Below are 24,661 nucleotides of genomic sequence, written 5' to 3' on the forward strand. Positions count from 1 at the left end.
GTAGCCTAACGGCCCCCCGGACGGCTCCCCGACACCTCGGGTGCCGCCACGAGGTGCTCGCCGCGGACCACCGCGGCCAGCACCGTCGACGGCGTGACGGCACCGCGACCGAACTTGTACGTGATCTTGTGGACCGGGTACGACGCCACCAGCTCACCCAGCCGGTCACCGTCGTTCTCGCTCTCCAGCGCCGCCAGGAGCGCGAGCGCCTTGCGCGGGTGCTGGTGCCGCGACGCGTCCCAGTCCGAGCGGAACCGCGGATCCAGGAGGTAGAGCATCTCGAGCACGTAGTGGAGCTGGAAGTAGTCCGCGAGGTGGTCCTTGCGCTCCCACCACAGGAACATCGCCTCGCGCAGGAGCGTGACCGCGTACCCCCCGGCCACGGACGACATCAGCCACGATCCGACTCGCGGCCCCGAGTAGTTGAAGCAGAAGAAGTCCTGGTCGACGAGCTCGCTCAGGGCCGGGAACTCCGGCGTCACGAGGCACGTCGCGTCCAGCCACAGGCCGCCGAAACGGGCCAGGAGGTCGACGCGGATCAGGTCCGACAGGTGCGTGTAGTTCGTCCCGACGCGCTCGCGGACGACCGCCGGGATGTCGACGTAGTACGGCAGCGACTCGCCGTCGAGCGCGTGCACCCGGTCGCCGAAGACCTCGCGCACGGTGTCGTGGCAGCGCCGGACGAGGTGCGGCGCCGTCGCGAAGCCCTGGTGCCAGTAGGTGAAGACGGGTCGCCGGCCCTGGAGCTGCGAGGCGAACGGCGCCGGCTCGAGCGCGCGCGCCCGGATCTCGTCCAGGTGGTCGCGCACGAACCTGCCCAGCTCGATGCGGGGCTCGATGCCCTTGGGGTCGATCCGCATGGCCGTCGTCATGTCGAACGGGAGCGTGTCGTCACCGACCGCCGCCTCGAGCGCCACGGTCTTCGCGGCGTCGAGCTGTTTGCGCCGCGCGAGCACCGAGGACAGGGCGTAGCCGGCGGGACGAGCACCGGCGCCGTACGCCTCCCGGTAGCGCTGCTCCGCGAGGGCGAGGTCGCGCCGCTCCTCCGCGATGCGTCCCAGCGTCAGCTCCGCGAGGCCGCCCGTCGGGGCGCTCGCCGCCACCTCGAGCCGTGCGACCGCCCGCCCGTCGTCGCCCCGCCAGCGGGCGAACGTGCCCTGGACCAGCGCGACCCCCGGGTCCTCGGGGTACGTGTCGGCGAACCAGTCCTCGAGCAGCGCGAGCTCCTCGACGGCGTGCTCGGACCGGAGCGTCTCCGCCACCTCGACGAGCCGTCGGGCGGGCGACGGCGCGGCGGCGAGCAGACGGGCGAGGTCCTCGGGCTCGCGCAGGCGACGCACCGACGTCGACACGTCCGGGGCGCCCGTCCACGCGTACGTGTGCAGGTCGGTGTCCGGGGTCCGCCCGTCGAAGAAGTCGACCGGTCTGTCGGTCGCGGTGAGCACGAGCTCGTCCCAGTAGACCTCTCCCCCGCCTTCGGCCATGCCGGCGACGAACCGGATCCAGGCCGCGGTGGCGTCCGACGGCACGGTGAAGGTGTGACGGAGCGTGTGCGTCCCCACGGCGTTGGTGGCCGGGAGCGACGGCGACGGGTTCCACCGCCGGGTGCCGCCCGTGATCCACCCCGGCGAGATGCGCAGGTGGGTGGCGGCGAGCCGTCCCGTGAGCGGGTGCGGGAGCCGGAGGGTCGCCCCGACGGTGTACGTGCGCCCGGGCTCCAGCCCGAGCCGGAACGCGCCGTCGGCGTCGCGCCCGCCCGGCGCGAAGTGCGTGTCGTACTTCTCGTTCACGCCGACCACGCGCAGCGATCGCGAGCCCGACGCGGCCCACTCCCGCGAGAGCGTCGCGTCGATGTTGCGGTGCAGGTAGTAGCCCCCCGCCGCGGGAAAGACCGGCGGACGGTCGCCGTCGCCCGCGAGGCCGAACGCGCCGTTGGGGACGAGGTTGACGACGTCCGCCGCCGCGAAGCGACGCACGGGGGCCGCCGGGGCGCGTGTCTCCCCGGGCCGAGCGCCGTTCGCCGCACGGTCGTCGGTCGATCTGCGGAACTTGAGCTTGCTCATCGTCTCGTCCGTTCAGCCCGCGACCCGGCGGCGTGCCGCCCCGGCGACCCTGCGTGCTCTGCGCACGCCCGTCCGGACGAGGACCTCGCTGCGCAGCAGGAGCCGCCGCGGCGCGGGGGTACGGGCGTTCCTCTTCTCGGTCGCGAGCTCGTAGTTCAGGCGCACCCACTCCGACGAGCGTGCCAGCGTGAGCGGCATCGACCGGGTCTTGCGCTGGAAGCTGTTGCCGTTGAGGTGCTCCTTGAGCTCGCGTCGCGTCATGCCCGGGGCGTATTCCTGCTCCTTGGTGCCGAGCGCGACGGCGTCGTGGAGCGGCGCGAGGTTACGGACGAAGGTGGGCGCGTCGTTCTCCCGGCGGAAGTACTCGAAGCCGAACCGGAACACGTCGCGTGCGATCCGGTCCACGTCGAGGAAGTCCAGCGCCCCGAACCGGTGCGCGTACTCGACGAGCTCGCGCTCGAGCGCGTCGTGCAGCTCGGCGTTGTTGGCGCGCGGGCGGACGATCGGCTCGACCCGGTCGCCGCGGTCCTCGTAGCCGAGGACCGTCCCGTGCGGCAGGTTCGCGAAGATCGCCTCGACGAAGAGCATCGAGTGCGTCGCCGTGGTGAACCGGTGGCGGATCGAGTGCCCCTCCGTCGGCAGGACCGCACGCGCGTAGTACACCGGGTTGTCGATCGGGCGTCCCGCGGCCTCGGCCAGGATGCGCGTCATGCAGGTCTGCGTGTAGCCGCGGCCCCAGTACTCGACGACGGCGAACGGCTCGTCGAGGTCCATCTCCTGCCGGAAGTACCGCGCGACCAGCGCGCGCTCCTCGGCCGCCGCGCGCAGCAGGTGCTCGCGGAACGCGTCGGACCCCTCGAACGCGGCGACGACGGCCGTGCGCGTCTGGGCGTCGTCGAGCTCGGCGTCCGTGAGGGTCGCGAACTCGGGGAACATCGCGGCGAACTCCGCGCGACCGAGCCGGGCGTTGGTGAGCAGCGCATCGACCGTCCGGGCGTTGAGGAAGTCGCCGTGGGGCTCGAACAGGTCCTCGTCGAGCGCGTCGACCTGCGACGCGATCCGCCACGCGGTGCGCGAGCCGTAGATGTAGCGGGTCTTCAGGTCGAGGCCGCGCTCCTCGATCAGCGCGTCCGCGGCCCGCTTCAGGTGGTACCCGTCGCGCGAGACGAAGTAGAGCGTGCGGTACCCGCGTCGGACGGCGTCGCGCACGACCCAGTCCACGTAGGGCACCAGGTAGCTGCCGACGTGGTTGAACGCGTAGTTCTCGGCGCTGCGGTGCGGGCCCTCCATGCGGAACGACCGGAGCATCCCGGCGTACAGGTGACCGTCGAACGTCGGGATGTCCTCGACCACGTCGCTCTCGAACCGGCCCAGCTTGGTCCGCGGGACGACGTCGACCGTGATCCCCAGCGCGCGAGCCTGCTTCACGTCGCCCCACGGCGCGTCGCCGTGGTGGACCCACTCCGCGAAGTCGTACCCGATCTCGCGGTAGAGCTTGAGGTAGAGCGACTTGGTCGCCTTCTGCTCCCGGTTGTCCGAGGACAGGTACAGGGGCAGCTCGGCAAGGAAGGGGTCGGCGGCCTTGAGGAGGTTCGTGACGACCTCGCGCGGGAGGTACATGTCACTGATGAGCACGACCGGGTCGCCGCCCTCGAGGATCTCCCGGATGCGGGCGACCATCGCCGTGTCGGGGACGCTGCTCGCGAGCTCGCCCTCGATCTCCCACTCGGCGAGCGCCGCGGTCTGCTCCGGCGTGAGGTCGAAGACGTCGGCGACCCGCTCGTAGATCTCCTCGAAGGTGATCTCGAGCACCGCGTCCCGGACGAGCTGCGGGTTGCGTCGCCTCCGGTCGCGCTCGGCGGACTCCGCCTGCTGACGCACCTCGGGGAAGCGGTCGACGAGGTACCGGGGGAACCCGAGGTCGCTCTCCTCCATCCGGCTCTTCACGTAGAGGAACACCGACGCGGGGGTCACGCCGCGGCGGTGGATCACCGTGTCGAAGACGTCGAACGTGTGCAGGGTCTTGAGCGGGAGGTCGCGGATCTCGTACTCGAGCGCCCGGTCGACCATCTGCTCCATGCTCTCCTTGGTCGAGTACGCCCAGAAGGCCTCCTCGAGCTCGGCGAGCTTGGCGTCGTCGACGCGGTTGTCCTGGCCCAGGACCTCGAGCAGCTCCTCGAAGGTCGACGCGATCGTGCCGCACGACAGACCGAGGTAGTCGAAGCCCGGTGCGACGACGTCGTTGCCGTCGTCGTAGTCGAAGATGTACCGCACGAAGCTGCGGACGCCGGCGTCCATCATGTCGTAGAGGATCGACGAGTAGTCCATGACCGCCACGTCGATCTTCGGGAAGATCTCGTAGACGTCCTCGCTGTTGTCCCAGAACATCAGGTGCCGCCGGTCGCCGAACGACTCCTTGAGCTGGCGGAAGTAGCGGTCCTTCGACATGTGCGGGTGCATCTTGAGGATGAGGAGCGTGTCGGTGCGCTCCAGCGTCTCCACGAGGCGCTCCATGTCGGGGAACGCGCGGCGCAGGAAGTCCGGCGTCGACGTGCGTCGCGGCGTCGGCGCGTACAGCGCGACCTTCGTCCCCGCGGGCAGGCCGCGCCGAGCCAGGACGTCGTGGTCGTACGTCGCGTAGTCCCCGAAGTGCTGCGGGTAGAGGTTCTGGGGGTAGCCGCCCCGGACGACGCTCTCCTCGTCCAGCCCGAGCTGGCGGCGGAAGTTCTCCTCCATCATGGGCGAGGTCACGAGGAACAGCTGGTTGTTCCGGTAGAGCGCGTTGTGGCGGATGTACTTCTTGGCGATCCGCTCCTCGAGGTATCCCTTGTTCATGGCCCGCTCGACGCCCTTGACGCCGACGCCGTGCCACAGGTTGAGGAAGACGGCGCCCCGGAGCTCGTCCGGGACGACCTCCTTGACCTGGTTCACCACGTACACCCCGGTGCGGGCCTGCAACGCGGGAGCCTGCGGGCTCTTGAAGGTGAGCGCCTTGTAACCGAGCCCGCGGACGTGGCGCGCGGTCTCCTCGGTCTCGCAGAGCCAGTACGCCGTGATGTCGGGACGGAACTTGCTCACGTACACGAACAACCACTTGGGGTTCCCCGTGAAGGTGTCTCCGCTGTTGAACATCCAGACGCGCTTGTCCCGCTGCGACACATGCCCTCCGTGGCCTGCTGTCGGGCCCCCCGGCCCGGGTTGTCGTCGCCGCCGGACGGCCGCGACACGTGCCCGCCATCGTATAGGCCCGCCCTGGCGTCGGGACGGAAGGCCGGCCTCGCTGGAGCGGGGATCAGCGCCGCAGGTCGGGCTCCAGGTAGATCGTCCGCGCGATGGGCACGGCGGCCCGCACACGGGCCTCCGCGTCGTCGATGGCCTGGGCGATCTCCGCTGCCGTCTCGGCGGACGACACCTCGACCTTCGCGGCCACCAGCAGCTCCTCGGGCCCGAGGTGCAGGGTGCGCAGGTGGATCACCGACGGGACGCCGTCGCCGACCAGCGCCGCCCTGATCGCGGCGACGTCCGACGGCGAGGCCGCCTCGCCCAGGAGCATCGAGCGCGTCTCCAGCGCGAGCACGACCGCGATCACGACGAGCAGGACGCCGATGGCGCCCGACCCGACCGCGTCCCAGCGGCCGTCGTCGGTCACGAGCGTCATGCCGACGCCGAACAGCGCGAACACCAGACCGACCAGCGCCCCGAAGTCCTCGAGCAGCACGACGGGCAGCTCGGGGGCCTTGGCCTCCCGGATGTACCGGAACACCGACTTCGTGCCGCGCGCGTGCTTCGACTCGCGCATCGCGGTCCGGAACGACGTCCCCTCCATGGCGATCGCGGCCAGGAGGACCGCCACCGGGACCCACTGCCACGAGTCGATCGGGTGGGGGTCCTCGAACTTGTGCCACGCCTCGTACAGGGCGAACAGGCCACCGAGCGTGAACAGGACGATCGAGACGATGAACGCGTACAGGTACCGCTCGCGGCCGTAGCCGAACGGGTGGGTCTCGTCGGCCTCCTTGCGCGCGCGCTTCCCGCCGAGCAGCAGCAGCAGCTGGTTCCCGGAGTCGGCGAGCGAGTGCACGGACTCGGCCAGCATCGACGACGACTGCGTGAGGAGGTACGCGACGAACTTGGTGATCGCGATGCCGACGTTCGCGGCGAGCGCGGCGAGGATGGCGCGCGTGCCGCCCCCGTGGGCGGAATGCTCGGCAGGGGCGACGTGCTCGTCCGGGGAGGCCGTGGTCATGGTCGCGAGCCTAGTGGTTCGCGACGGGTCTCCCCGGACGCCGTCCGACGGGCGTCAGCGCTTCTTGGCGCGGCCCCGGACGTACTGCCGGTAGGCCTCCGTGACCTCGTCCGTGGGCCCGTCCATGACGAGGTTCCCCTCGTGGATCCACAGGACGCGCGAGCAGATGGCCTGGACGGTCGCGAGCGAGTGGCTCACGAGGAACACCGTGCCCGCCTGCTCGCGGATCGCGTCGATCCGCGCCTTGCTCTTCTCGCGGAACGACGCGTCACCGGTCGCGAGCGCCTCGTCGATCATGAGGATGTCCGGGGTGGACGCCGTCGAGATCGCGAACCGCAGGCGCGCCCCCATCCCCGAGGAGTACGCCTTCATCGGCAGGTAGACGAAGTCGCCGATCCCCGAGAAGTCGACGATGTCCTTGAAGCGCTCCTGGATCTCCGCGCGCGACAGCCCGAGGGCGAGCCCGCCGATGATGACGTTGCGCTCGCCCGTGAGGTCGCCCATGAGCACGGCGTTCACGCCGAGGAGCGACGGCTCGCCGGCGGCGTACACCGCACCGGACGTCGGCGGGATGAGACCCGCCACGGCACGCAGCAGCGTGCTCTTGCCCGACCCGTTGACACCGACGATCCCGATGGACTCGCCGTGCCGCGCGACGAAGGAGATGTCCTTGACGGCGCGGATCTGCTGGACCGCGCCCACGTGCCCGGACCCCCGGCCCACGACGCGCCGCAGCGAGCGCGTGCCGGCGTTCTCGGAGGTCCCGAGCTTCCTGCCGCCGAAGACCCGGTAGGTGATGTCCAGGTGGTCGACCACCAGCGAGGGACCGCCCAGCACCTTGTCCGGCGGGGCGAGACCCTCGAGGTCCTCGGGGTCGACCTCGAAGTCGAGCTCCGCCTCAGTCACGGCCGTACCGCTCCTCTCCACGCCAGAAGTAGACGAAGCCCGCGACGCACGTCACCACGGCCCAGCCGGCGGCCCAGACCCAGATCTGCCACGTCATGGGGATCGTGGGTTCGTTCAGGATGCACGCCCGGCACAGGTCGAGGAACTCCGCGACCGGCAGGTGCTGCAGGATGCGGCCGATCGCGTCGTTGTGCACGAAGTGCTGGATGCTGAAGATCACGCCCGAGCCGTACATCACGAACCGCATGGCGAAGCCGATGAGGTTCTGCACGTCGGGCGCGACGGCGACCCACCGTGCCATGACGAACGCGCAGCCCGCGTTGAAGACGGCGAGCAGCAGGATCGCGAACGGCAGCAGGAGCCAGCGCCAGGAGATCGGCACGGCACCGTAGTTCGGGAAGTAGCCCGAGGCGTACGACACCGCGACCATGACGACGAGCGCCGGACCGAGCGTCACGAGCTCGGAGAGCACCACCGAGACCGGCAGCACGGCTCTCGGGAAGCGCATCGCCCGCACGAGCGAGGTGTTGCCGCGGATCGCCTTCGCGCCGCCCGTCACCGAGTGCTCGAAGAACCGGAAGATGAACGTCCCGACGACCATGAACGCGATGGCGTTGTCGAGGCCGCGCCCGGTCTCGAGCACGATGCCGAAGATGATGACGTAGACCGCGGCGTTGAGCAGCGGGGTCAGCACCGACCACGCCTGGCCCAGGTAGTTGTTGCGGTTGCGCGCGTAGGCCTTGGAGCGCGAGAGCTCCCACGTGAAGGCGCGACGCCCCCACAGCTCAGAGAGGTACTGGCGCAGCTGCGGTCGCACGCCCATGCGCTCGAGCCCGCTCGCGAGCGCGAGGGCGCGCAGCTCCTCCGAGGTCACGGTGGACTGGATCGGCGGGGGCGGGCTCGCCGCCGCGACGGCGCTCTTCGCGTCTCTCGTCGTGGGGGCGGGCGCGACCGGGTGGGAAGAAGCGGTCACGTGGGGGTGCACTCTCTCCTGGGTTGGGGCGCAGGGCCTGGGGCCGCGTGCGAGCCGCCGTGGTCCCGCTCATCGTAGCCGTCCCGCGGCACCGTGTTCGGCACGCATCGGGACGCATCGTAGACTCGGGCGCTACGACGAGCGGCAGCGCCGTCCGTTCGCGCCGTGCCCGGTTCACGCACCTCACAGGAGACATACTTTGCCTCGCTTCAGGAAGCTGCGGCGGATCGCCGCGCAACGTCTGCCCATCGCGACCAAGGACCAGGTCCGGGCCGTCGAGGCACGGACGACCGCATGGCGTGAAGCGTACGAGCGACTGCTCGCGGCGGCGGAGAACCGCGCCGTCGGGAAGACGCCCGGCCGTCTCCCCAAGCCCGACCCTGCGACGCGCGTCCGCCGCGCCGCCGAGCAGCGCGCGGGCTCGCAGTTCCTGACGAGCGTCCAGCACGGCGGCTCGCTCGCCGGCGTCTCCGTCCGCACCGTGCGCGAGATGATCGCCGCGAAGAAGCTCACCGAGGCCCGCGCGCTCGCCGCGTCGTTCACCGACCGGCCCGAGACCCGCGAGGTCGGCCTCCTGCTGACCGGGGTCGTCGCCTCCCGCCAGGCGCACCACGAGCTCGCGCTGGGCTCGTTCGACGGCGTGGACGCCGCGCTCGTGCGCGAGCACGCCGCGGGCGACTACTTCCGCAGCCTGTTCGTCGTCGACGCCGACCGCGGCCTCGCCGAGGCGAGCGCCGTCGCGGGCGAGCCCTCCGCGTGGGGCGCCCGCACCTGGTTCGAGCTGGTGAAGCTCGCCTTCGGGCACCGCGACGGCGCGCTCGCACAGCGCCTGTTCGACCGCATGGTCGAGGCCGACCGCGCGAACCCCGGCGTCTGGAAGACCGCCGCGACGGAGATCGCGTGGCTCGAGAAGTGGATCGGCGCCGAGCGTCGCCGCAGCACCGGCCCCGCGCCGGAGGGGCGCGTCTCGTTCGGACTGATCGACTACGTGCAGCCGGGCCGTCAGACCGCGTCGCAGAACATCGGCGACCAGATCCAGACCCTCGCGTCGCTCGGGCACGTCGTCCGGCACCAGAACCTGCGGTTCCACGGGCAGCCCGACGTCGTCGACTTCGTCGAGCGGATGCAGCAGCGCGTGCGGCCCGAGCTCGCCCTCGACTCGGTCGCCGCCGACGTCGACCTCCACACGGTCGCGCGCGACGCGTCGACGTACCAGGAGTTCCCCGAGGACACGTGGCTCCTCGAGTTCGGCTGGCACATGCACGGCCTGTTCGGGCTCGAGGAGTACGACTTCCCGATGCACCCGAACCTGCGGCCCATCTTCGTGTCGTTCCACTGCCGCAAGCGCAACATGATGACGCCCGAGGCCATCGAGTACCTCCGCGCGCACGGCCCTATCGGCTGCCGCGACTGGACGACCGTCGACCTCCTGCTGTCGCTCGACGTCCCCGCGTTCTTCTCGGGCTGCCTCACGACGACGGTCAACACCGTGTTCCCGGACCTGCCGAGCAAGCCCGCTCCGGCGACCGTCTACGTGGACGTCCAGCGCAGCACGGTCCCCGCCGGGCACGAGAACGTGCGCCAGTCCTACGGCGAGGTCAAGAAGCGCACCTTCGCCGAGAACATGCAGGACGCGGTCGACCTCCTCGAGCGGTACCGCCAGAACTACACGGACGTGGTGACCCTCCGTCTCCACTGCTACCTCCCGACGACGTCCCTCGGGATGAAGGTCAGGTTCGAACCGGGCAACAACGCGGACGCGCGGTTCAACGGCCTGTTCCGTCTCGACGCCGCCGAGTTCGAGGCGATCCGCACTCCGATGCGCGACCGCCTCCAGCCCGTCCTCGAGGCGATCTTCGCCGGCAAGTCGAGCGAGGACGTCTACGCGCTGTGGCGCGAGATCACCGAGCCCGACGTCCGGATCGCCCGGGAGCGGCACGCCCGCCCCGCGCCCACCGACGCGGGCGCCGAGGCGCTCGCCGCTCGGGCCCTCGGCCTCGCCCCCGCGAAGCCCGCGGACGGGCCGGTCGACGTCGTGATGACGCCGACGCCGGGCGAGCTCGACCACGCGCGGACCGTGCTCGCGAGCGCGGCCGCCGCCACCACGCGCCCGGTCCGGGCGTGGCTCGTCGGCCGCCTCGACCCGGACGCGCTGCAGGTCCCGGGTGTCGAGGTCCACGTCGTCGACACGCGTTCGCTCGACGCGGCCGAGGCCGGCGTCACCAACGAGCGGGCGCTCGACCGCGCGCTGATCGCGCAGCTCGTCCCGGTCGACCGTGCGGTCGTGCTGCCCGTGGACGCGCTCGTGGTCGGCGACCTCGCCGAGCTCGTGGACGTCGACCTGGAGGACACCCTCCTCGCGGCCCGCACCACGTCGAGCGCCGACACGAGCGGCTTCTCGGTGATGTACGCCGCGGCACGCCGGTTCGACGACGCCCCCGACACCGCGTACGAGCTGTACCGCCAGATCCACGGCCGCCACGTGTTCGACTTCGACGCCTTCGACACGGGCGTGCTCGTCGCCGACCTCGCGGGCATGCGCGCTGCCGGCACGGCCGCGGACGCGCTCACCGTGATGCGGGCGTTCCGCCTCAACGACCGCGAGGCGCTGGTCTGGGTCTTCGGGCCGCACCGCACGGTCCTCGACGAGCGCTGGGCGTACGTCCCGACCCGCGACAGCGCGCGTGAGCCCGCCGTCTGGCACTGGGCCGACGCGACCAAGCCGTGGTCGAAGGACTACGCCGCGGGCCGCGCGCTGTGGCTGGAGGCCGCGCGAGCGCACGCCTGACCCGGCACCCACCGTCGCTCCTCGTCGACCGAGAGGAAGAACCATGTACTCGCTCCTTCTGCTCAACGGAGGGATCGGCAGCCGCGTGGCCGCGGGGCAGCCGAAGCAGCTCATCAAGGTCCGCGGGATCCCGATCCTCGTGTACTCGCTCGTGGCCGCCGACGCCGTTCCCGAGATCGACCAGATCGTCCTGAACTACCCCGAGGGCTGGCGCGACGACGTCGAGCGCATCGTCTCGGCGTACGCGATCAAGACGCCCGTGACGTACGTCGAGGCGGGCACGACGCGCCACGACTCGGTGGCGAAGATGCTGGGCTCGGCGACGAACGACGACGTGATCATCCACGAGACCGCACGCCCGCTGGTGTCCTCCGCGGACTTCTCGGCGCTCATCGCCGAGCCGTCGGCGAACGTCTCGCTCATGCTCGAGATCCCGTTCACGGTCGCGCCGGTCGACCCCGGGACCCGCACGGTCACGGGCTACCTGGAGCGCTCGACGCTGCGCAACGTGCAGCTGCCGCAGAAGTTCGCCAAGGCGGACCTCGTCGCGGCGCACGCCTACGCCGCAGGCGAGGGCCGGACCTTCACCGAGGACGCGACGCTCGTCGCCGTCGCCGGCCACGAGGTCCACTTCATCAACGGGCAGGACCGCAACATCAAGGTCACGACCCCGACCGACGTCCAGCTCGCGACGTACCTGCTCACCGGCGGCGAGGAGAACTGGGATGACTAAGACCCTCATGGTGACCGGTGCCTCGAAGGGCATCGGGCTCGAGACGGTCCGCCGCTTCCTCCAGAACGACGCGGACCTCACGACCGTCGTCCTCGTCGCCCGGAAGTCCGAGGAGTACACGCAGGCGCTGGCCGAGCTCGAGGAGCTCAACACGCGCGGCGTCACGCTCGCCCCGTACTTCGCGGACCTCGCCGACCGCGAGGGCGTGATCGCCCTGTGCGCCGACGTCGCACGCGAGCACGGCACCGTCGACATCCTCGTGAACAACGCGGGCTACACGAAGCCCGTGCCGCTCCAGCAGGTCGACTTCGCCGACTTCGAGCGGACGATGGCCGTGAACCTCTACGCGCCGTTCACCTTCGTGCAGGAGCTCCTGCACCAGGGCAACCAGTTCCAGCTCATCGTGAACATCGCGTCGACCGCGGGCATCAACGGGCGCTCGGGCTGGCTGACCTACTCGGCGTCCAAGGCGGCCGTGATCAACATGAGCGAGGTCATGCGGGAGGAGCTGGCCATCTACGGCACGCGCGTCGTGTGCATCTCCCCCGGCAGGACCGCGACCGCCCTGCGCCGGGTGCTCGCCCCCGACGAGGACCCGACGACGATCATGCAGCCCGAGGACGTCGCCGCCGTGATCGAGATGCTCGCCTCGCCGGTCGGCCGGTTCGTCGACTCCGCGAACCTGGTGGTGCGCCAGTAGTGCGAGAGATCGCGGTGACCAACGCCCGCATCGCGGCGCTCGCCGCGCTGGGGGTCGGCGCCCTCGTCCTCGCGGCGCTCGGAGCGCCGCCGCTCGTGGTCGCCGCGCTCGTCGCGGTGGCGGGGGCGCTCGAGGTCGTGGGCCAGCTCGGCCCGATCGCCCTGCGGTCGACGCTCCGGACCCCGGACGCCGTCTCGCGCGCCGCGGCCGCGGCCGCGGCCCTCGCGGCGCTCGTCACGACGGGCGTGACGGCCGCGACCGTCTGCGCCGGCGCGGCCGCCGTGGTCGCGCTCGGCGTGGTCTGGCTCGAGGGCCTGGTCGGCTACGCCTGGCGCGAGGCCACCCGGGTCGTCGAGCGGCTCCCCGGTTACACGGCGCCGCACAGCCTCGGCGCCCGTCAGCAGGTCATCACGGCGGGCTGGTACCTGGCCGTCGTGCTCGCCACGCTCACGGCGGACGGCCGGAGCGGCGAGCTCGTGCTGGGGCTCGCCGCCCTGGTGGTCGCGCTGGGGACCGCGGCCGCCTTCGTCCTCGTGACCCGCGCCGCCATCCGCGCGAAGGCGACGGTCACCGCGAGGATCGCGCAGGCCCTCCGCTCGTACGACGCGCCGGTCATGGTCTACCTGAGCGGTCCCGAAGGCACCGAGTACCAGCTCGGCGTCTGGCTGCGGACGCTCGAACGCCTGAGCGTCCGGCTCGTCGTCGTCGTCCGCGAGACGGCCCTCGCCCGCGTGGTCGCCGGCATGACGTCGCTGCCCGTCGTGTCGGCTCCCGCGATGGCCGACCTGGAGGGCCTCCAGGTCGAGACCTTCCGCGTCGCGCTGTACGTGAACAACGGTGCGAAGAACGGGCACAACGTCCGCTATCGCGAGCTCACGCACGTCCAGCTGCTCCACGGCGACAGCGACAAGCCGTCAAGCTACAACCCGGTCACCGCGATGTTCGACAAGATCTTCGTGGCGGGGCAGGCCGGCATCGACCGGTACGCGGCTCACGGCGTCGAGATCCCGGCCGACAAGTTCGTGGTCGTGGGCCGGCCGCAGGTCGCGGACATCGCCGCGGCGGCTCCCGGAGCACCGCTGCGGACCGTCCTCTACGCGCCCACGTGGACGGGCTTCAACCAGGACAACGACTTCGGCTCGCTCGACCCCACGGGCCCGGCGATCGTCCGCGCCCTGCTGGCGCGCGGCTGGACCGTGGTCTTCCGCCCCCACCCGTACTCGCTCGACGACGCACGCTCCCTCGCAGCGATCGAGGAGATCCACCAGCTCCTCGAGGCCGACGCCGCCGCGTCGGGCCACGAGCACGTGTTCGGCGACCGTGCCAGCAGCACGATGTCGATCGTCGACTGCTTCAACCTGTCGGACGCGCTCGTGTCGGACGTCTCCTCGGTCCCCGCCGACTACCTGTACAGCGCGAAGCCGTTCGTGATCACGCAGGTCGACGACGGGCCCTCGGACGCCTTCCTCGACGAGTTCCCCCTTGCTCGCGCCTCGTACGTCGCGCGACTGAAGGAGCCGGGCTCGCTCGAGGCGGCGCTCGACGCGCTCGAGCACGACGCGTCGTCGTCCGAGCGGGAGGCCATGCGTTCGTACTACCTCGGCGACTTCCCCCGCGACGAGTACGCGGACGTCTTCGGCCGGGCGGTCGAGGCGCTCGTCGCGAGCCGTTGCCCGGCCCCCGCCGCGCCCGTTCCCGGGACGCCGGGAGGCGCGCGATGACCGCCCTCGCACCGCCGGCCCGGGCGGACGGCCGCGCGGGGCTGCACGTGTTCATGGTCGTCGGCATCCTGGGCCGCGGTGGCATGACCAGCGCGATGATGAACCGCGCGCGGATGTTCGCCGACCACGGCGTCCGCACGACGATCGTCACGCTGCAGCACGACCTCGAGCACGCCGGCAGGAACGCCGAGTACGCCGCCATGGGCTGGCTCGACCCACGGGTCGAGGTCCGCAACGCCTTCGACGACGCTGCGCTCGCCCTGGACAGCACCCTGCCGCCCGAGCCGAGCGGGCTGCTCGCCCGACTCCGCGCGTCGCTCCCGGGTCGCCGCCGGCCCGGTCGTCCGGCCCCTGCCCGGCTGCCGGACGACGGCGGGCTCACGGTCGACGTCCAGCACCGGGACGACGGCTCCGTCCGCCGCGTCGAGCACCGGGACGCGGACGGCGCCGCCGTCAGGGTGACCGAGCACGACGCCTCGGGCGCGCTGCGCCACGAGACCGACCTGGACCCGACCACGGGCGACGTCCTCGAGGAACGGTTCCTCGCCCCGTCCGGGCACGTCTACCTGCGGCGCTCGTACCTCGAGGGCGGCAGGCCGTCGGCCTGCTTCGCCCTGGACCGGGACGGCAAGGTCACGCGGCGGTACAGCGGACAGACGGCCTGGCTCGCGGCCTACCTGACCCGGCTCGCGCGGCGCGAGGACGGTGACGCGGTCTTCATCTGCGACGGTCCCGGGAGCGCCGGCAAGGTCTTCCGGGTGCCGAGGCGCGACGCGGCCACGCTCTACATGGTCCACAACAACCACTTCAAGTCGCCGTGGCGGCCCGGCGCGCCCGTCCGCGACGACTACGGGGCGATCTTCGCCCGCTCGGACGAGATGGACGCTCTGATCGTCCTGACGGACGAGCAGGCCCGGGACATCGGCGACGAGTTCGACAACTTCGACAAGATCAGGGTCGTCCCGAACTCGGTCGCCACCGCGCCCGTCGAGGCGGAGGAGCGGGACCCCCGGACGGTCTCGATGTTCTCCCGCCTGGTCGGGCAGAAGAACCTGCCCGAGGCCGTCGCGATCTTCGGCGACGTCGTCGCGCGGGTGCCGGACGCCGTGCTCGACATCTACGGGGAGGGCCGGCTCGACGGCCAGCTCCGCGCGCTCGTGAAGAAGAGGGGTCTCGAGGGCTCGGTGCGCCTGCGCGGCTACTCGCGCGACGCGCTCGGCACGATGGCGCGCTCCGCGATGGTCCTGTGCACGTCGCACTACGAGGGGCTCCCGGTGAACTTCCTCGAGGCCTACCGCAGCGGGACGCCTGTCGTCTCCTACGCGTGCCGCTACGGCCCACGGGACCTCGTCGACGACGGGGTGACGGGCTTCGTCGTGCCGCTCGGTGACCGCGCGGCGCTGGTGGACCGTATCGTCGAGGTCCTCGAGGACCCCGAGCTCGGGCGCCGGATGGGTGCGGAAGGGCGGAGTTCGATCCTGTCGCAGTACTCGAACGACGTCGTGTTCGAGACGTGGTGGAAGGTCCTGACCGAGGCCCATGACCGACTGGCAGAGCGTCGGGCGTCCTGACGCCGCATGTCGGCAATCGCCGGGGATGCCGGAGATATCCGGCTGGTCCGGTCCCTGCGGTCTGTAGGGTGTGCCGGTGAGTGCTTCCGCCCCTCCCCGCCGATCCCGCCTCCGCGCCCTCGACGGCCTCCGCTTCCTGGCGGCCGCGGCAGTGCTGCTCTATCACTACACGGGCATCCGGACGAGCTTCTGGGGCGTCGCGCCCACGGAGGAGTTCCCCGGCCTCAACCACCTCACGCGCTACGGGTTCCTGGGTGTCCAGCTGTTCTTCGTGATCAGCGGCTTCGTCATCCTCATGACCGCGTACGGCCGGCCCGTGACCGCGTTCACGGCCTCGCGCATCGCCCGGCTCTTTCCCGCGTACTGGGCTGCCGTCGTCGTCACTGTGCTGCTCCAGGTCTTCTGGCATGGGGGCCGGCAACCCTCGAAGATGGACTCGCTCGTCAACCTCACCATGTTGCAGGGCGCGTGGGACGCGATGGGCGTGCAGGGCGCGTTCTGGACGCTCTGGTACGAGCTCAAGTTCTATCTGCTCATCGGCGTGTTCATCCTGGTCGGCATCACCCGTCGCCGGATCATCGCGTTCGCGGTCTTCTGGCCGCTCGTGGCCCAGCTCGCCCATGCCACCCACTCGGGGATCCTCGACTCGCTCCTGATCCCGACCTACGCGCCGTACTTCGCTGCGGGCATGCTCCTCTACCTGCTCTACCGCGACGGGAACGACGTCGTCGTATGGCTCGGGCTGGGGCTCACGACGATCCTGTCCGCCCAGCAGGCGCACGACTACGCGGCGGCCGCGAGCAGGAGCGTCGGCGCCGCGGTGTCGCCCACGCTGTGCGCGCTCGCGGTCGTCGCGATGGTCGCGGCCATCTGGCTGTGCACGTGCGGCCCGCTGCGGAACCTCGACTGGCGCTTCCTCACCGTGCTCGGCGCGCTCACGTACCCGCTGTACCTGGTGCACGGCCAGTTCGGGTTCTTCGTGATCGACGTGCTGCACGGGTCCGTGAACCGCTGGGTCGTGCTCGCGCTCGCGGCTGCCGTGTCGGTCGCGCTGGCCGCCGTGCTGCACTACGCCGTCGAGAACCGGGTCCACGACCGGCTGCGCGGCGCCGTCGGCCGAGCGCTCGAGGACGTGCCCGTCCGGGAGCCGGCGAGGAGCGCGTCGGAGCCCGCTCCCTCGTCGGCCGGAACGGAGCGCGCACGGACCGAGCCGGAGCCGGCAGCGACGCGCCGAGCCGCCGTCATGTGACGGGACGACCGCGCCGCGGGCCGGGCGGGGACGGCCGGGCGGTCAGTCCCGGACGAGGTGGAGCCTGCTGTGCAGCTCGCGGCGGAAGCCGGGGTGGGAGGCGACGAACTCGTCGACCGCGTCGCGGCACCCCGACCACGAGAAGTAGTCGTCGATGACGAGCCTGCCTCCCGACACGACCCGCGGGCCGATCCGGTCGAGGCACGTCTTGGTCGACTCGTACCAGTCGCCGTCGAGGTGCCCGAGGGCCACGGGCTCGTCCCCCGTGATCGTGTCCTGGAACAGGCCCTTGACCAGGCTCACGCGGGCCTCGTCGACCGGGACCCCGAGCCGCGCGAACGACGCCGTGACCTCCTCGTACAGGCTGTCGCGGTACCCGTAGTACGTCTCGCCCCCGACGCCCTGGGCGCGTCCTTCGACGATGGTGCGGTAGCGGTCGTGGACGTCTTCGCCGTCGCGGTCGGTGGGCGGCGGGATCATGCCGAACACGTCGTACACCTTCATCGCACGCTCCGGCGCCTTCGCGCTCGCGAGGACGATCGCAGACCCGCCGCGAGCCGTCCCGCACTCGACCACGAGGCCCTCGAGCCCGCGGAGCTCGGTGTCGAGCATCGCGTGGCCGAGCTCCGCGAGCGGGGTCGGCTGGAGCAGCGTCAGGTGCTCCGCGCGGACCCGCGACACCGTGGCGCCGAGGGCCTCGGGCAGCGTCGCGAGCGCACCCTCGCTCTCGAGCCGGTGGACCCGCCGTCGCAGCCTCGCCGTGACCTCGCGCTCCTTGGCCAGCTCGGCGGCGACGTCGGCGCCCACGAGCTGCGCCTTGAGGGCGGCGTTCTTCTTGCGCAGGGCGGCGTTCTCCCGCCGCGCGTCCGCGAGATCGCGCTCGACGAGCGTCGTCTGTCGCGTCGTCGGCCATGCTCGGGCGACCTTGTCGACCGCACGCACCACTACGGAACGGGCGGACGCCTCGCGTCGCCCCGTCGTCGGACGGTTGGCCTCATGACCCGCGCTGGACACCCGCTTATATAACCACGCGCCGTCAAGAGCCGACGGGGACACGCGCACCCGACGGCCGCGGGTCCGCGGGTCAGTCGGCGGACGCCGCCCGGTGCGCCGCGATCGCCTCCTCGCACGCGGTCAGGAAGGCCTGCGTCGCTGCGCCCGGACGCAGGTCGCCGAGGTAGTACTCGGCGAGCTCCCGGCGCCGGCTCGCCCGGGGGTCGTCGTCGAGCTCGCTCCTGACCACCGCGACGACGTCGCCCACGGTCCCGGTCCCGATCCGCGCCGTCGCGTCCAGCAGCGGCGTCGACGCCGTGACCACCTCGGTGCTCGCGGGCTCGGTGACGACGAGCGGCCTTCCGGTCACGAGCCAGTCCATCGCCACGGCCGAGACGTCGCACACGAGCAGGTCGGCGCTCACCATGTCGACCATGAGATCTCCGGAGTCGGACACGGTGTGCCCGGCTCCGGGGTCCGCGGCGCGGGCCGCGTCGATCCGCCGCCGGATCGCCGCGTCGGCCTCCCCGTAGCTCGCGAGGCGCACACCCGTGAGCGGGTGCGGCCGGTAGACCACGCGCAGGTCGGGCTCCGCGAGGAGCGCAGCGACCAGGGCCTCCCCGATCGTGTCCACGCTCCCGTAGGCGGCGGACGGCTGGGCGCCCTCCCACGTGGGCGCGTACAGCACCGTCCGGCGTCGCCCCGGGACCGGCTCCGCACGGTCCGCGACCAGCGCGAGCGCGTCGCCGAGCTGCGGCCGCCCGACGACGACGCACCGCCGCTCCGCGTCGAAGAGCGGGAGGTAGCGCGCCATCCGGTCGACGGCGGCCCGTCCTGCGACGAACGAGAAGTCGTACGCCTTCGCCTGGTTCGACACGGAGACGACCTTGTCGCTGTCGCCGTGGAGGAGCGACACGTGCACCACGGACGCGAACCGGAGCATCGAGAAGTTCTCCGGGTTGTGGTTCACGTAGAGCACCAGGCGTACGTCCGAGCGGGCGAGCAGCCCGTCGAGCGTCGCGTACCGTGCGACCGTCACGACCTCGAACCCGGTCTCGGCGCGGATGAGGGCGGCGGTGCGAGAGTCGGCCGTCACGACGGCGATGCGGTGGCGCGCGTCGAGCGCGGCAAGCGGCGCGTACCACTGCCGGAGCTGGTAGAGGCCGTCCTCGGTGTCGGCGAAGAAGACGAGGACCTCGGCGTCGAGGCGCTGGGTCGCGAGCCGGGCGTCGTCGCCGTTGCGGTCGGGCACCCCTCCCGGGAGCAGGCCCATCCGTCGGATGAACGTCCCGCCGACCGAGCGGACCCTTCTCTTGAGGCTCGCCCCACGGGTCGCCGGTGCCATGCGGTTCCTCTCGGGTCGTCGGACGGCGGCGTGAGCCGCCGAGCAAGTGTAGACGGACCGTCGGTGCAGGTGACGGCGACTGCGGTGCGCGCTCCGGGAGCTACGCGCGGACGTCGGCCCCGAACCGCTCGAGCCAGCGTGCGGTCGTCGAGGCACGGGGAAGCGCCTCGGCGTACGCCCGGCGCAGCCGCCCCCAGCGCGCGAGCGCGAGCAGGTGGAGCCGGACGGTGCGCGCGAGGGCGCGACGAGCACGGCGCGGGTCACGGACGAGGGGCGCCGCACCGTCCGCGAAGACGACCGCGTCGCGCCCGAGCCCGTCGGACCAGCCGAAGGCGCTCGGGCCCGCGAGGTGTGCCACTCCCTCGGGTCCGGTGACGCCGGCGGCGCGCACGAGACCGGTCACCGCCCGCGCCGCGGCGGTGGCACGTCCCGGCGTCGTGCTCGCCGCCCGCTCCTCCGCGACGGGCAGCCCCACCACCGGGGGCGCGGGCATCGCGTCGAGGAGCGCCTGCGCGCGGGGGCGCACCGCGGTGAGGTCGGCCTCGAGCCAGCCGGTCCCGCCGACCGCCTCGGCGAGCGCCGCGTTCCAGAGCTCCGCCGTCGCGTACTGCAGGCTCAGCACGTGCTTGACCTGGTGGGCGAACGAGTCGGCGAGGACCCCGACGCCGGCCCCGTAGGCAGCGGCCGTCGCGAGCCGGTTCCGGTGCAGCGGCCAGGACGACCACGACGAGCTCGTCCCCTTGGTCGCCCACGTCGGGTGCCGGACCGCGAAGCCGGGGAGCGTCCTGACGTCGTACCCGGCGCGGCCGGCCCGCAGCCCGTACTCGGCGTCGTCCCACTTGAGGAAGAACGGCGCGGCGAGACCGAGGTCGTCGCTCGCCCCGGCGGGCACCAGACAGCCCCACCAGCCGCCGTACTGGGCGCCGTCGCCGGGGCGCGTGAAGGTCCAGCCACCGGGCGACCCGCTGCCCACGTCGACGCCGCCCTCGTCGGCACCGGCCGCGACGCCGTCCGTCGGTCCCCACCGGAAGCTCCGTCGCTCCACGCCTTCCGCGAGCGCCTGGAGGCGGGTGGGCGCGTCGGCGTCCAGCAGACCCGTCCCGAAGAAGGTCCGGGGTGCGAGCGCCGCGAGCACCGTGAGCCGGCGCAGGCTCTCGGCGTCGGCCACGGCGTCGTCGTCGTGCAGGAACACCGGGCTCTCCGGCCACCGCCGCGCTGCCTCCCAGAGCCCGCGGGAGTAGCCGCCAGAGCCGCCCAGGTTGGGCTGCTCGACCAGCAGGACGCGGTCCCCGGCCGCGGCGAGCGCCCGCGCGGTGCCCGGGTGCTCCGCGAGCGTCCCGCCCTGGTCGACCACGACGACCCGTCCCACGACGTCGTCGAGGCCGGGGCCGGTGAGCCGGGCGAGCTGCGCGAGGGCGTCGTCCTCGGCACGGAACGTCGGCACCACGACCGTGAGGGGCTGCGGCGTGGCGGTGCCGGCGGTCTGCCACTCGACGCCGGCGAGGGTGCCGTCACCGGAGGCGGGCGCGGCGAGCTCGACCCACCCCCAGTCCGCATCGGTCGCGAGGTCGAGGGTCCAGGGCTCGTCGGCGCGCAGCTCGGCGCTCCCGGCGGTGCGGAGGACACCGTCGAGCGCGGTCCGCACCGTGACCGCCCCGGTTCCGGTGACGACGAGGCGCACGCGAGCGACCCCGAGGCGCGCCCACCAGCCGAGGGGTGCGGCGTTCCACCACGTCCCGAGGTCGGCGGTGGCGCCGGCGGGGACGGTGAGCCCGCCCGAGCCCAGGACGGCCGCGTCGCCGTGCCAGCAGAGCGTGGGGGCGACGTCGGCGTCGGCGAGGGCGAGGCGCTGAAGGATCAGAGGGGACGGCACCGGACGATTCAACCATCGGCGGCGACGCGGTCGGGCACCGGCACGGCGCGGACCGCCAGCGTGCCCGCCCGCGTCCGGTACGGAGAGGCGGTCAGGTCGCCGCACCGGCGCCCGGGGGCGGCCCAGCCCTCGGGCACCCGGGCCCGCCGCAGGAACTGACGGCCCAGCAGCGCCGCCCGGACGTTGAGGTCCCACACGCCGGGCCCCCACGGCCCGCCGAACGCGCCCGCGGTGGGGTCCAGGTGCCCGCTGACGACCAGCTCCGCCCCCGACGGCTCCGGCGCGACGGTGAAGCGCGACGCGACGGGCCACTCGACGCCCGACGCCCGCTCGCGCACGCTCAGGCTCGCCGACGGCCGGTCGACGTCGAGCAGCCGCAGGTCGTACGTGCCGTCGTCGGGGATGCCGAGGACCGCCCAGCGCTCGCCGCCGAGCGGATCGTCGCGGCGGAGGCCCGGGAGCACCGCACGGATCCGGCACGTCACCTCCAGGAGGCCGTCGGGCGTCCAGGCGGCGGACACGGGCACGTTCGTCGCCGCGGCGTCCGCGCGCAGCCGCTGGGCCGCGAGGAACGCAGCCGGGTCGCGGCGACGCAGCGCCGCGAGCTGGACCCGGCGGACCACCGGCTGCCGCTCGTCGAGACGCTCCGGGACCGCGTCGTCCACCCAGTCCGCCAGCACGGCGAGCTCGGCGCGCTGCTGGTCGGCGGGGTGCTCGAGCCAGCCCGCGAGCGCCGCGCGCGTGAACGCCTGTCCGGTCGCCGCGATCTTGACCGCGTCGGCGACCTCGGCCGGCCCGCCGAGCGCGTCGACGATCCCCATCGCCTCCGCGTAGTAGTCCCAGTACGCAGCCCGGGGCGTCGAGCGGCCGGACGCGTTGGCCCCGTGCCTGAGCCAGCGGTAGCAGGGGTAGGACGCCAGCACCGAGACGGCCGGGGAGCGGGCGAAGACCTGGCCCATGACGTGGTAGTCCTCGAGCCGGACCCTGCCCTCCGGGAACCGGACGTCGTGGGCGAGCAGGAACTCCCGCCGGAACAGCTTGTGCACGGTGCGGGAGAGGGTGACGCCGTCCCGCACGAGGTCGGCACGGGCCACGTCCCGCTGCCACAGTGACCAGTACGGCGTGGGCGCGCCGAGCTGGACCACCTTGCCCATGACGAGGTCCGACAGGTTCGTGTCGGCGACCGCGCACATCCGTTCGAGCGCCTCGGGGAACAGGTAGTCGTCCTGGTCGGCGAAGAACACGTACCGTCCCCGCGCCCGCCCGACGCCGACGTTGCGGGGACGGCCCGGCCAGCCCGAAGCGGGGATGCGGTCCACGCGGACGTGCGGATGGGCGCGGGCGATCGCGGCCAGCCGCTGCGGCGTCTCGTCGGCCGAGCCGTCGTCGACGAGGACAACCTCGTACGCGTCGTCGGGAAGCGTCTGGTCCCACAGCGACCGGCACAGGTCGTCGAAGCCGACGGACGGCTCGTGCACCGGCACGACCACGCTGACCCTCGGCTCGGCCCCGACACCGTCCACCACCCGCACGCACCTCCGGTCGTGGTCTGCCTGCCGTCGAGCATCCTCCGGCGGCCCTGCCGACCACCTGACCGGCGTCGTCCGCGAGCGGGAGCCGGGTCGCTCGGTGTTGAATGGGCCGGTGCGCGGGATCATCCTCGCGGGTGGCTCCGGCACCCGCCTCCACCCGATCACCCTCGGGACCAGCAAGCAGCTCCTGCCGGTGTGGGACAAGCCGATGGTCTACTACCCGCTCGCCACGCTCATCCTCGCGGGGATCCGCGACGTGCTCGTGATCACGACGCCCCACGACGCCCCCGCGTTCCACCGCCTGCTGGGCGACGGCTCGCAGTTCGGCGTGTCGCTGTCGTACGCGGTCCAGGACGAGCCGAACGGCCTCGCCCAGGCGTTCGTGCTGGGCGCCGACTTCGTGGGCGCCGACCGCGTGGCGCTCGTGCTCGGCGACAACGTGTTCTACGGTCCCGGGCTCGGGCGGCAGCTGCTCCGCTTCGCGGACGTCGACGGCGGCGCCGTCTTCGCGTACCGCGTGGCCGATCCGACCGCGTACGGCGTGGTCGAGTTCGACGACGACGGCAGGGCGTTGTCGATCGAGGAGAAGCCCGCGCACCCCCGGTCGAGCTTCGCAGTACCCGGGCTGTACTTCTACGACAACGACGTCGTCGAGATCGCCCGGAGCCTGAGCCCGTCCCCCCGCGGCGAGTACGAGATCACGGACGTCAACCGGACCTACCTGGCCCAGGGGCGGCTGCACGTCGAGGTCCTGCCGCGCGGCACGGCGTGGCTCGACACCGGGACGTTCGACTCCCTGCTGGAGGCCAGCGACTACGTCCGCGCGATCGAGAACCGCCAGGGGCTCAAGATCGGCTGCCCCGAGGAAGTCGCCTGGCGGCGCGGGTTCCTCACCGACGACGAGCTGCGCGAGCGCGCCGAGCCGCTGGTGAAGTCCGGCTACGGCCGCTACCTCCTGCGGCTGCTCGAGACCGAGTCGACGCGGTAGCCCGCCGGCCTACCCCGGCAGCAGGACGGACGGGACAGCCGCGTCCCACCGTTCGCGCCAGTCGCCGATCGGCTCCACGCCGGCCCGGCGCAGCGCAGCGTGGCCCAGCACCGAGTACGCCGGCCGCGGCGCGGGACGCACGAACGCCCCGCTCGTGGTCGGGCGGACGGACGCCGGGTCGAGGCCGGCCGCCGCGACCGCGGCGCGGGCGAGCCCGAACCAGGTCGTCTCGCCCGAGGACGTCCCGTGGTACGTGCCGCCGGGCGCCCCGGCGTCGACCAGGCGCACCACGAGGTCGGCCACGTCCCGCGTCCAGGTCGGCTGCCCCCGCTGGTCGTCGACCACGTCGACCGTCCCCCGCTCGCGCACCAGGCGGACGATGGTGCGCGGGAAGCTCGGGCCGCCCGCCCCGTAGAGCCAGGCGATCCGCAGCACGAGGTGGGACGGGTCCGTCGCGCGCACGGCCCACTCGCCCGCGGCCTTGGTCCGCCCGTACGCCGAGCGGGGCGCGACGGGCGCGTCCTCCGCGTACGGCTCGACGGCGTCGCCCGCGAACACGTAGTCGGTGGACGGCTGCACGAGCCGCGCCCCGACCGCCGTCGCCGCGCGCGCGAGGTTCGCCGGGCCGACCGCGTTGACCGCGAACGCCTCGGGCTCATGGGTCTCGGCGTCGTCGACCCGCGTGTACGCCGCGCAGTTCACGACGACGCCCGCGCCGGCCAGCGCAGCCGCGCAGGCCACGGGGTCCGTGACGTCGAGCTCGCCACGCGTCAGGGCGGTCACCGCGTGGCCGGCGGCCCGCGCCGCGGCGACGACGTCCTGCCCGAGCAGGCCGGCGGCGCCGACGACGACCCACGGCGCACCGGGCTCCGGGAAGGGCTGCACGGGGACCGGACGGGAAGCCATGCGGCGACTCTAGCGGCGCGCCGCCGTCGAGCCACCGTAGGGCCGCGACGACGCCACCTGAGTACGCTCGTCCG

17 protein-coding genes are annotated in these 24,661 nt (G+C 72.7%); 7 read left to right on the top strand and 10 right to left on the bottom strand.

Annotated features, from left to right (window positions below; all coding sequences use genetic code 11):
- Window positions 1–5: 5 nt before the first annotated feature.
- The 5 genes from ACFT5B_RS04295 to ACFT5B_RS04315 form a co-directional block, all read right to left on the bottom strand.
- A complete protein-coding gene (locus tag ACFT5B_RS04295) occupies window positions 6–2,063 on the bottom strand; it encodes a capsular polysaccharide synthesis protein (protein WP_386796741.1) in 2,058 nt (685 codons plus the stop codon).
- A 12-nt stretch (window positions 2,064–2,075) separates the two neighbouring features.
- The gene (locus ACFT5B_RS04300) at window positions 2,076–5,222 is read right to left on the bottom strand and encodes a CDP-glycerol glycerophosphotransferase family protein (RefSeq protein ID WP_386796742.1); all 3,147 of its coding nucleotides are present in this window, start codon (window positions 5,220–5,222) and stop codon (window positions 2,076–2,078) included.
- A 133-nt stretch (window positions 5,223–5,355) separates the two neighbouring features.
- A complete protein-coding gene (locus ACFT5B_RS04305; RefSeq protein ID WP_386796743.1) occupies window positions 5,356–6,309 on the bottom strand; it encodes a cation diffusion facilitator family transporter in 954 nt (317 codons plus the stop codon).
- A gap of 54 nt (window positions 6,310–6,363) precedes the next feature.
- Window positions 6,364–7,215, bottom strand: coding sequence for an ABC transporter ATP-binding protein (locus tag ACFT5B_RS04310; protein WP_386796744.1), 852 nt, complete (start codon window positions 7,213–7,215; stop codon window positions 6,364–6,366).
- Window positions 7,208–8,188 (bottom strand): ABC transporter permease, encoded by a 981-nt coding sequence (locus ACFT5B_RS04315; RefSeq protein WP_386796745.1) that lies wholly within the window; start codon window positions 8,186–8,188, stop codon window positions 7,208–7,210. The genes ACFT5B_RS04310 and ACFT5B_RS04315 overlap by 8 nt, the downstream gene beginning before the upstream one ends.
- 199 nt (window positions 8,189–8,387) lie before the next feature.
- Between ACFT5B_RS04315 and ACFT5B_RS04320 the strand changes: the two genes are divergently transcribed.
- The 6 genes from ACFT5B_RS04320 to ACFT5B_RS04345 all read left to right on the top strand — a co-directional run bounded on the left by ACFT5B_RS04320 (window position 8,388) and on the right by ACFT5B_RS04345 (window position 16,950).
- Window positions 8,388–10,976: a glycosyltransferase gene (locus tag ACFT5B_RS04320; protein WP_386796746.1), complete on the top strand. Its 2,589-nt coding sequence runs from the start codon at window positions 8,388–8,390 to the stop codon at window positions 10,974–10,976.
- A 43-nt stretch (window positions 10,977–11,019) separates the two neighbouring features.
- On the top strand, window positions 11,020–11,709 hold the full coding sequence (locus ACFT5B_RS04325; protein ID WP_386796747.1) for a 2-C-methyl-D-erythritol 4-phosphate cytidylyltransferase: 690 nt from the start codon (window positions 11,020–11,022) through the stop codon (window positions 11,707–11,709).
- Window positions 11,702–12,409, top strand: coding sequence for an SDR family NAD(P)-dependent oxidoreductase (locus ACFT5B_RS04330; RefSeq protein ID WP_386796748.1), 708 nt, complete (start codon window positions 11,702–11,704; stop codon window positions 12,407–12,409). Before ACFT5B_RS04325 ends, ACFT5B_RS04330 begins: the two co-directional genes overlap by 8 nt.
- Window positions 12,410–12,423: 14 nt before the next feature.
- Complete coding sequence (locus tag ACFT5B_RS04335) at window positions 12,424–14,130, top strand: CDP-glycerol glycerophosphotransferase family protein (RefSeq protein WP_386796749.1); 1,707 nt, start codon at window positions 12,424–12,426, stop codon at window positions 14,128–14,130.
- Complete coding sequence (locus ACFT5B_RS04340; RefSeq protein WP_386796750.1) at window positions 14,127–15,701, top strand: glycosyltransferase; 1,575 nt, start codon at window positions 14,127–14,129, stop codon at window positions 15,699–15,701. Before ACFT5B_RS04335 ends, ACFT5B_RS04340 begins: the two co-directional genes overlap by 4 nt.
- A gap of 76 nt (window positions 15,702–15,777) precedes the next feature.
- Window positions 15,778–16,950, top strand: a complete 1,173-nt coding sequence (locus ACFT5B_RS04345; protein WP_386796751.1) for an acyltransferase family protein — start codon at window positions 15,778–15,780, stop codon at window positions 16,948–16,950.
- Window positions 16,951–16,992: 42 nt separating this feature from the next.
- On the opposite strand, the gene ACFT5B_RS04350 is transcribed toward ACFT5B_RS04345, so the two are convergent.
- The 4 genes from ACFT5B_RS04350 to ACFT5B_RS04365 form a co-directional block, all read right to left on the bottom strand.
- Window positions 16,993–17,895 carry a TylF/MycF/NovP-related O-methyltransferase gene (locus ACFT5B_RS04350; protein ID WP_386796752.1) on the bottom strand — a complete coding sequence of 301 codons (903 nt, stop codon included), beginning with the start codon at window positions 17,893–17,895 and terminating at the stop codon, window positions 16,993–16,995.
- Between the two features lie 139 nt (window positions 17,896–18,034).
- A complete protein-coding gene (locus tag ACFT5B_RS04355) occupies window positions 18,035–19,288 on the bottom strand; it encodes a CDP-glycerol glycerophosphotransferase family protein (protein ID WP_386796753.1) in 1,254 nt (417 codons plus the stop codon).
- Between the two features lie 100 nt (window positions 19,289–19,388).
- On the bottom strand, window positions 19,389–21,161 hold the full coding sequence (locus ACFT5B_RS04360; protein ID WP_386796754.1) for a glycosyltransferase: 1,773 nt from the start codon (window positions 21,159–21,161) through the stop codon (window positions 19,389–19,391).
- Between the two features lie 8 nt (window positions 21,162–21,169).
- Entirely contained in the window at window positions 21,170–22,687 is a 1,518-nt protein-coding gene (locus ACFT5B_RS04365) for a glycosyltransferase (protein WP_386796755.1), read from the bottom strand.
- Between the two features lie 118 nt (window positions 22,688–22,805).
- Between ACFT5B_RS04365 and rfbA the strand changes: the two genes are divergently transcribed.
- Window positions 22,806–23,681, top strand: coding sequence for a glucose-1-phosphate thymidylyltransferase RfbA (rfbA, locus tag ACFT5B_RS04370; RefSeq protein WP_386796756.1), 876 nt, complete (start codon window positions 22,806–22,808; stop codon window positions 23,679–23,681).
- Window positions 23,682–23,690: 9 nt separating this feature from the next.
- On the opposite strand, the gene rfbD is transcribed toward rfbA, so the two are convergent.
- Window positions 23,691–24,587: a dTDP-4-dehydrorhamnose reductase gene (gene rfbD / locus ACFT5B_RS04375; protein ID WP_386796757.1), complete on the bottom strand. Its 897-nt coding sequence runs from the start codon at window positions 24,585–24,587 to the stop codon at window positions 23,691–23,693.
- Window positions 24,588–24,661 lie beyond the last annotated feature (74 nt).

The sequence above is a fragment of the Luteimicrobium sp. NPDC057192 genome (assembly GCF_042670205.1).
GTDB lineage: Bacteria > Actinomycetota > Actinomycetes > Actinomycetales > Cellulomonadaceae > Luteimicrobium.

Coding starts and splice junctions, on each gene's coding strand:
- ACFT5B_RS04295 (WP_386796741.1), bottom strand. CDS start 2,063: ATGAGCAAGCTCAAGTTCCGCAGATCGACCGACGACCGTGCGGCGAAC.
- ACFT5B_RS04305 (WP_386796743.1), bottom strand. CDS start 6,309: ATGACCACGGCCTCCCCGGACGAGCACGTCGCCCCTGCCGAGCATTCC.
- ACFT5B_RS04325 (WP_386796747.1), top strand. CDS start 11,020: ATGTACTCGCTCCTTCTGCTCAACGGAGGGATCGGCAGCCGCGTGGCC.
- ACFT5B_RS04330 (WP_386796748.1), top strand. CDS start 11,702: ATGACTAAGACCCTCATGGTGACCGGTGCCTCGAAGGGCATCGGGCTC.
- ACFT5B_RS04340 (WP_386796750.1), top strand. CDS start 14,127: ATGACCGCCCTCGCACCGCCGGCCCGGGCGGACGGCCGCGCGGGGCTG.
- ACFT5B_RS04355 (WP_386796753.1), bottom strand. CDS start 19,288: ATGGCACCGGCGACCCGTGGGGCGAGCCTCAAGAGAAGGGTCCGCTCG.
- rfbD (WP_386796757.1), bottom strand. CDS start 24,587: ATGGCTTCCCGTCCGGTCCCCGTGCAGCCCTTCCCGGAGCCCGGTGCG.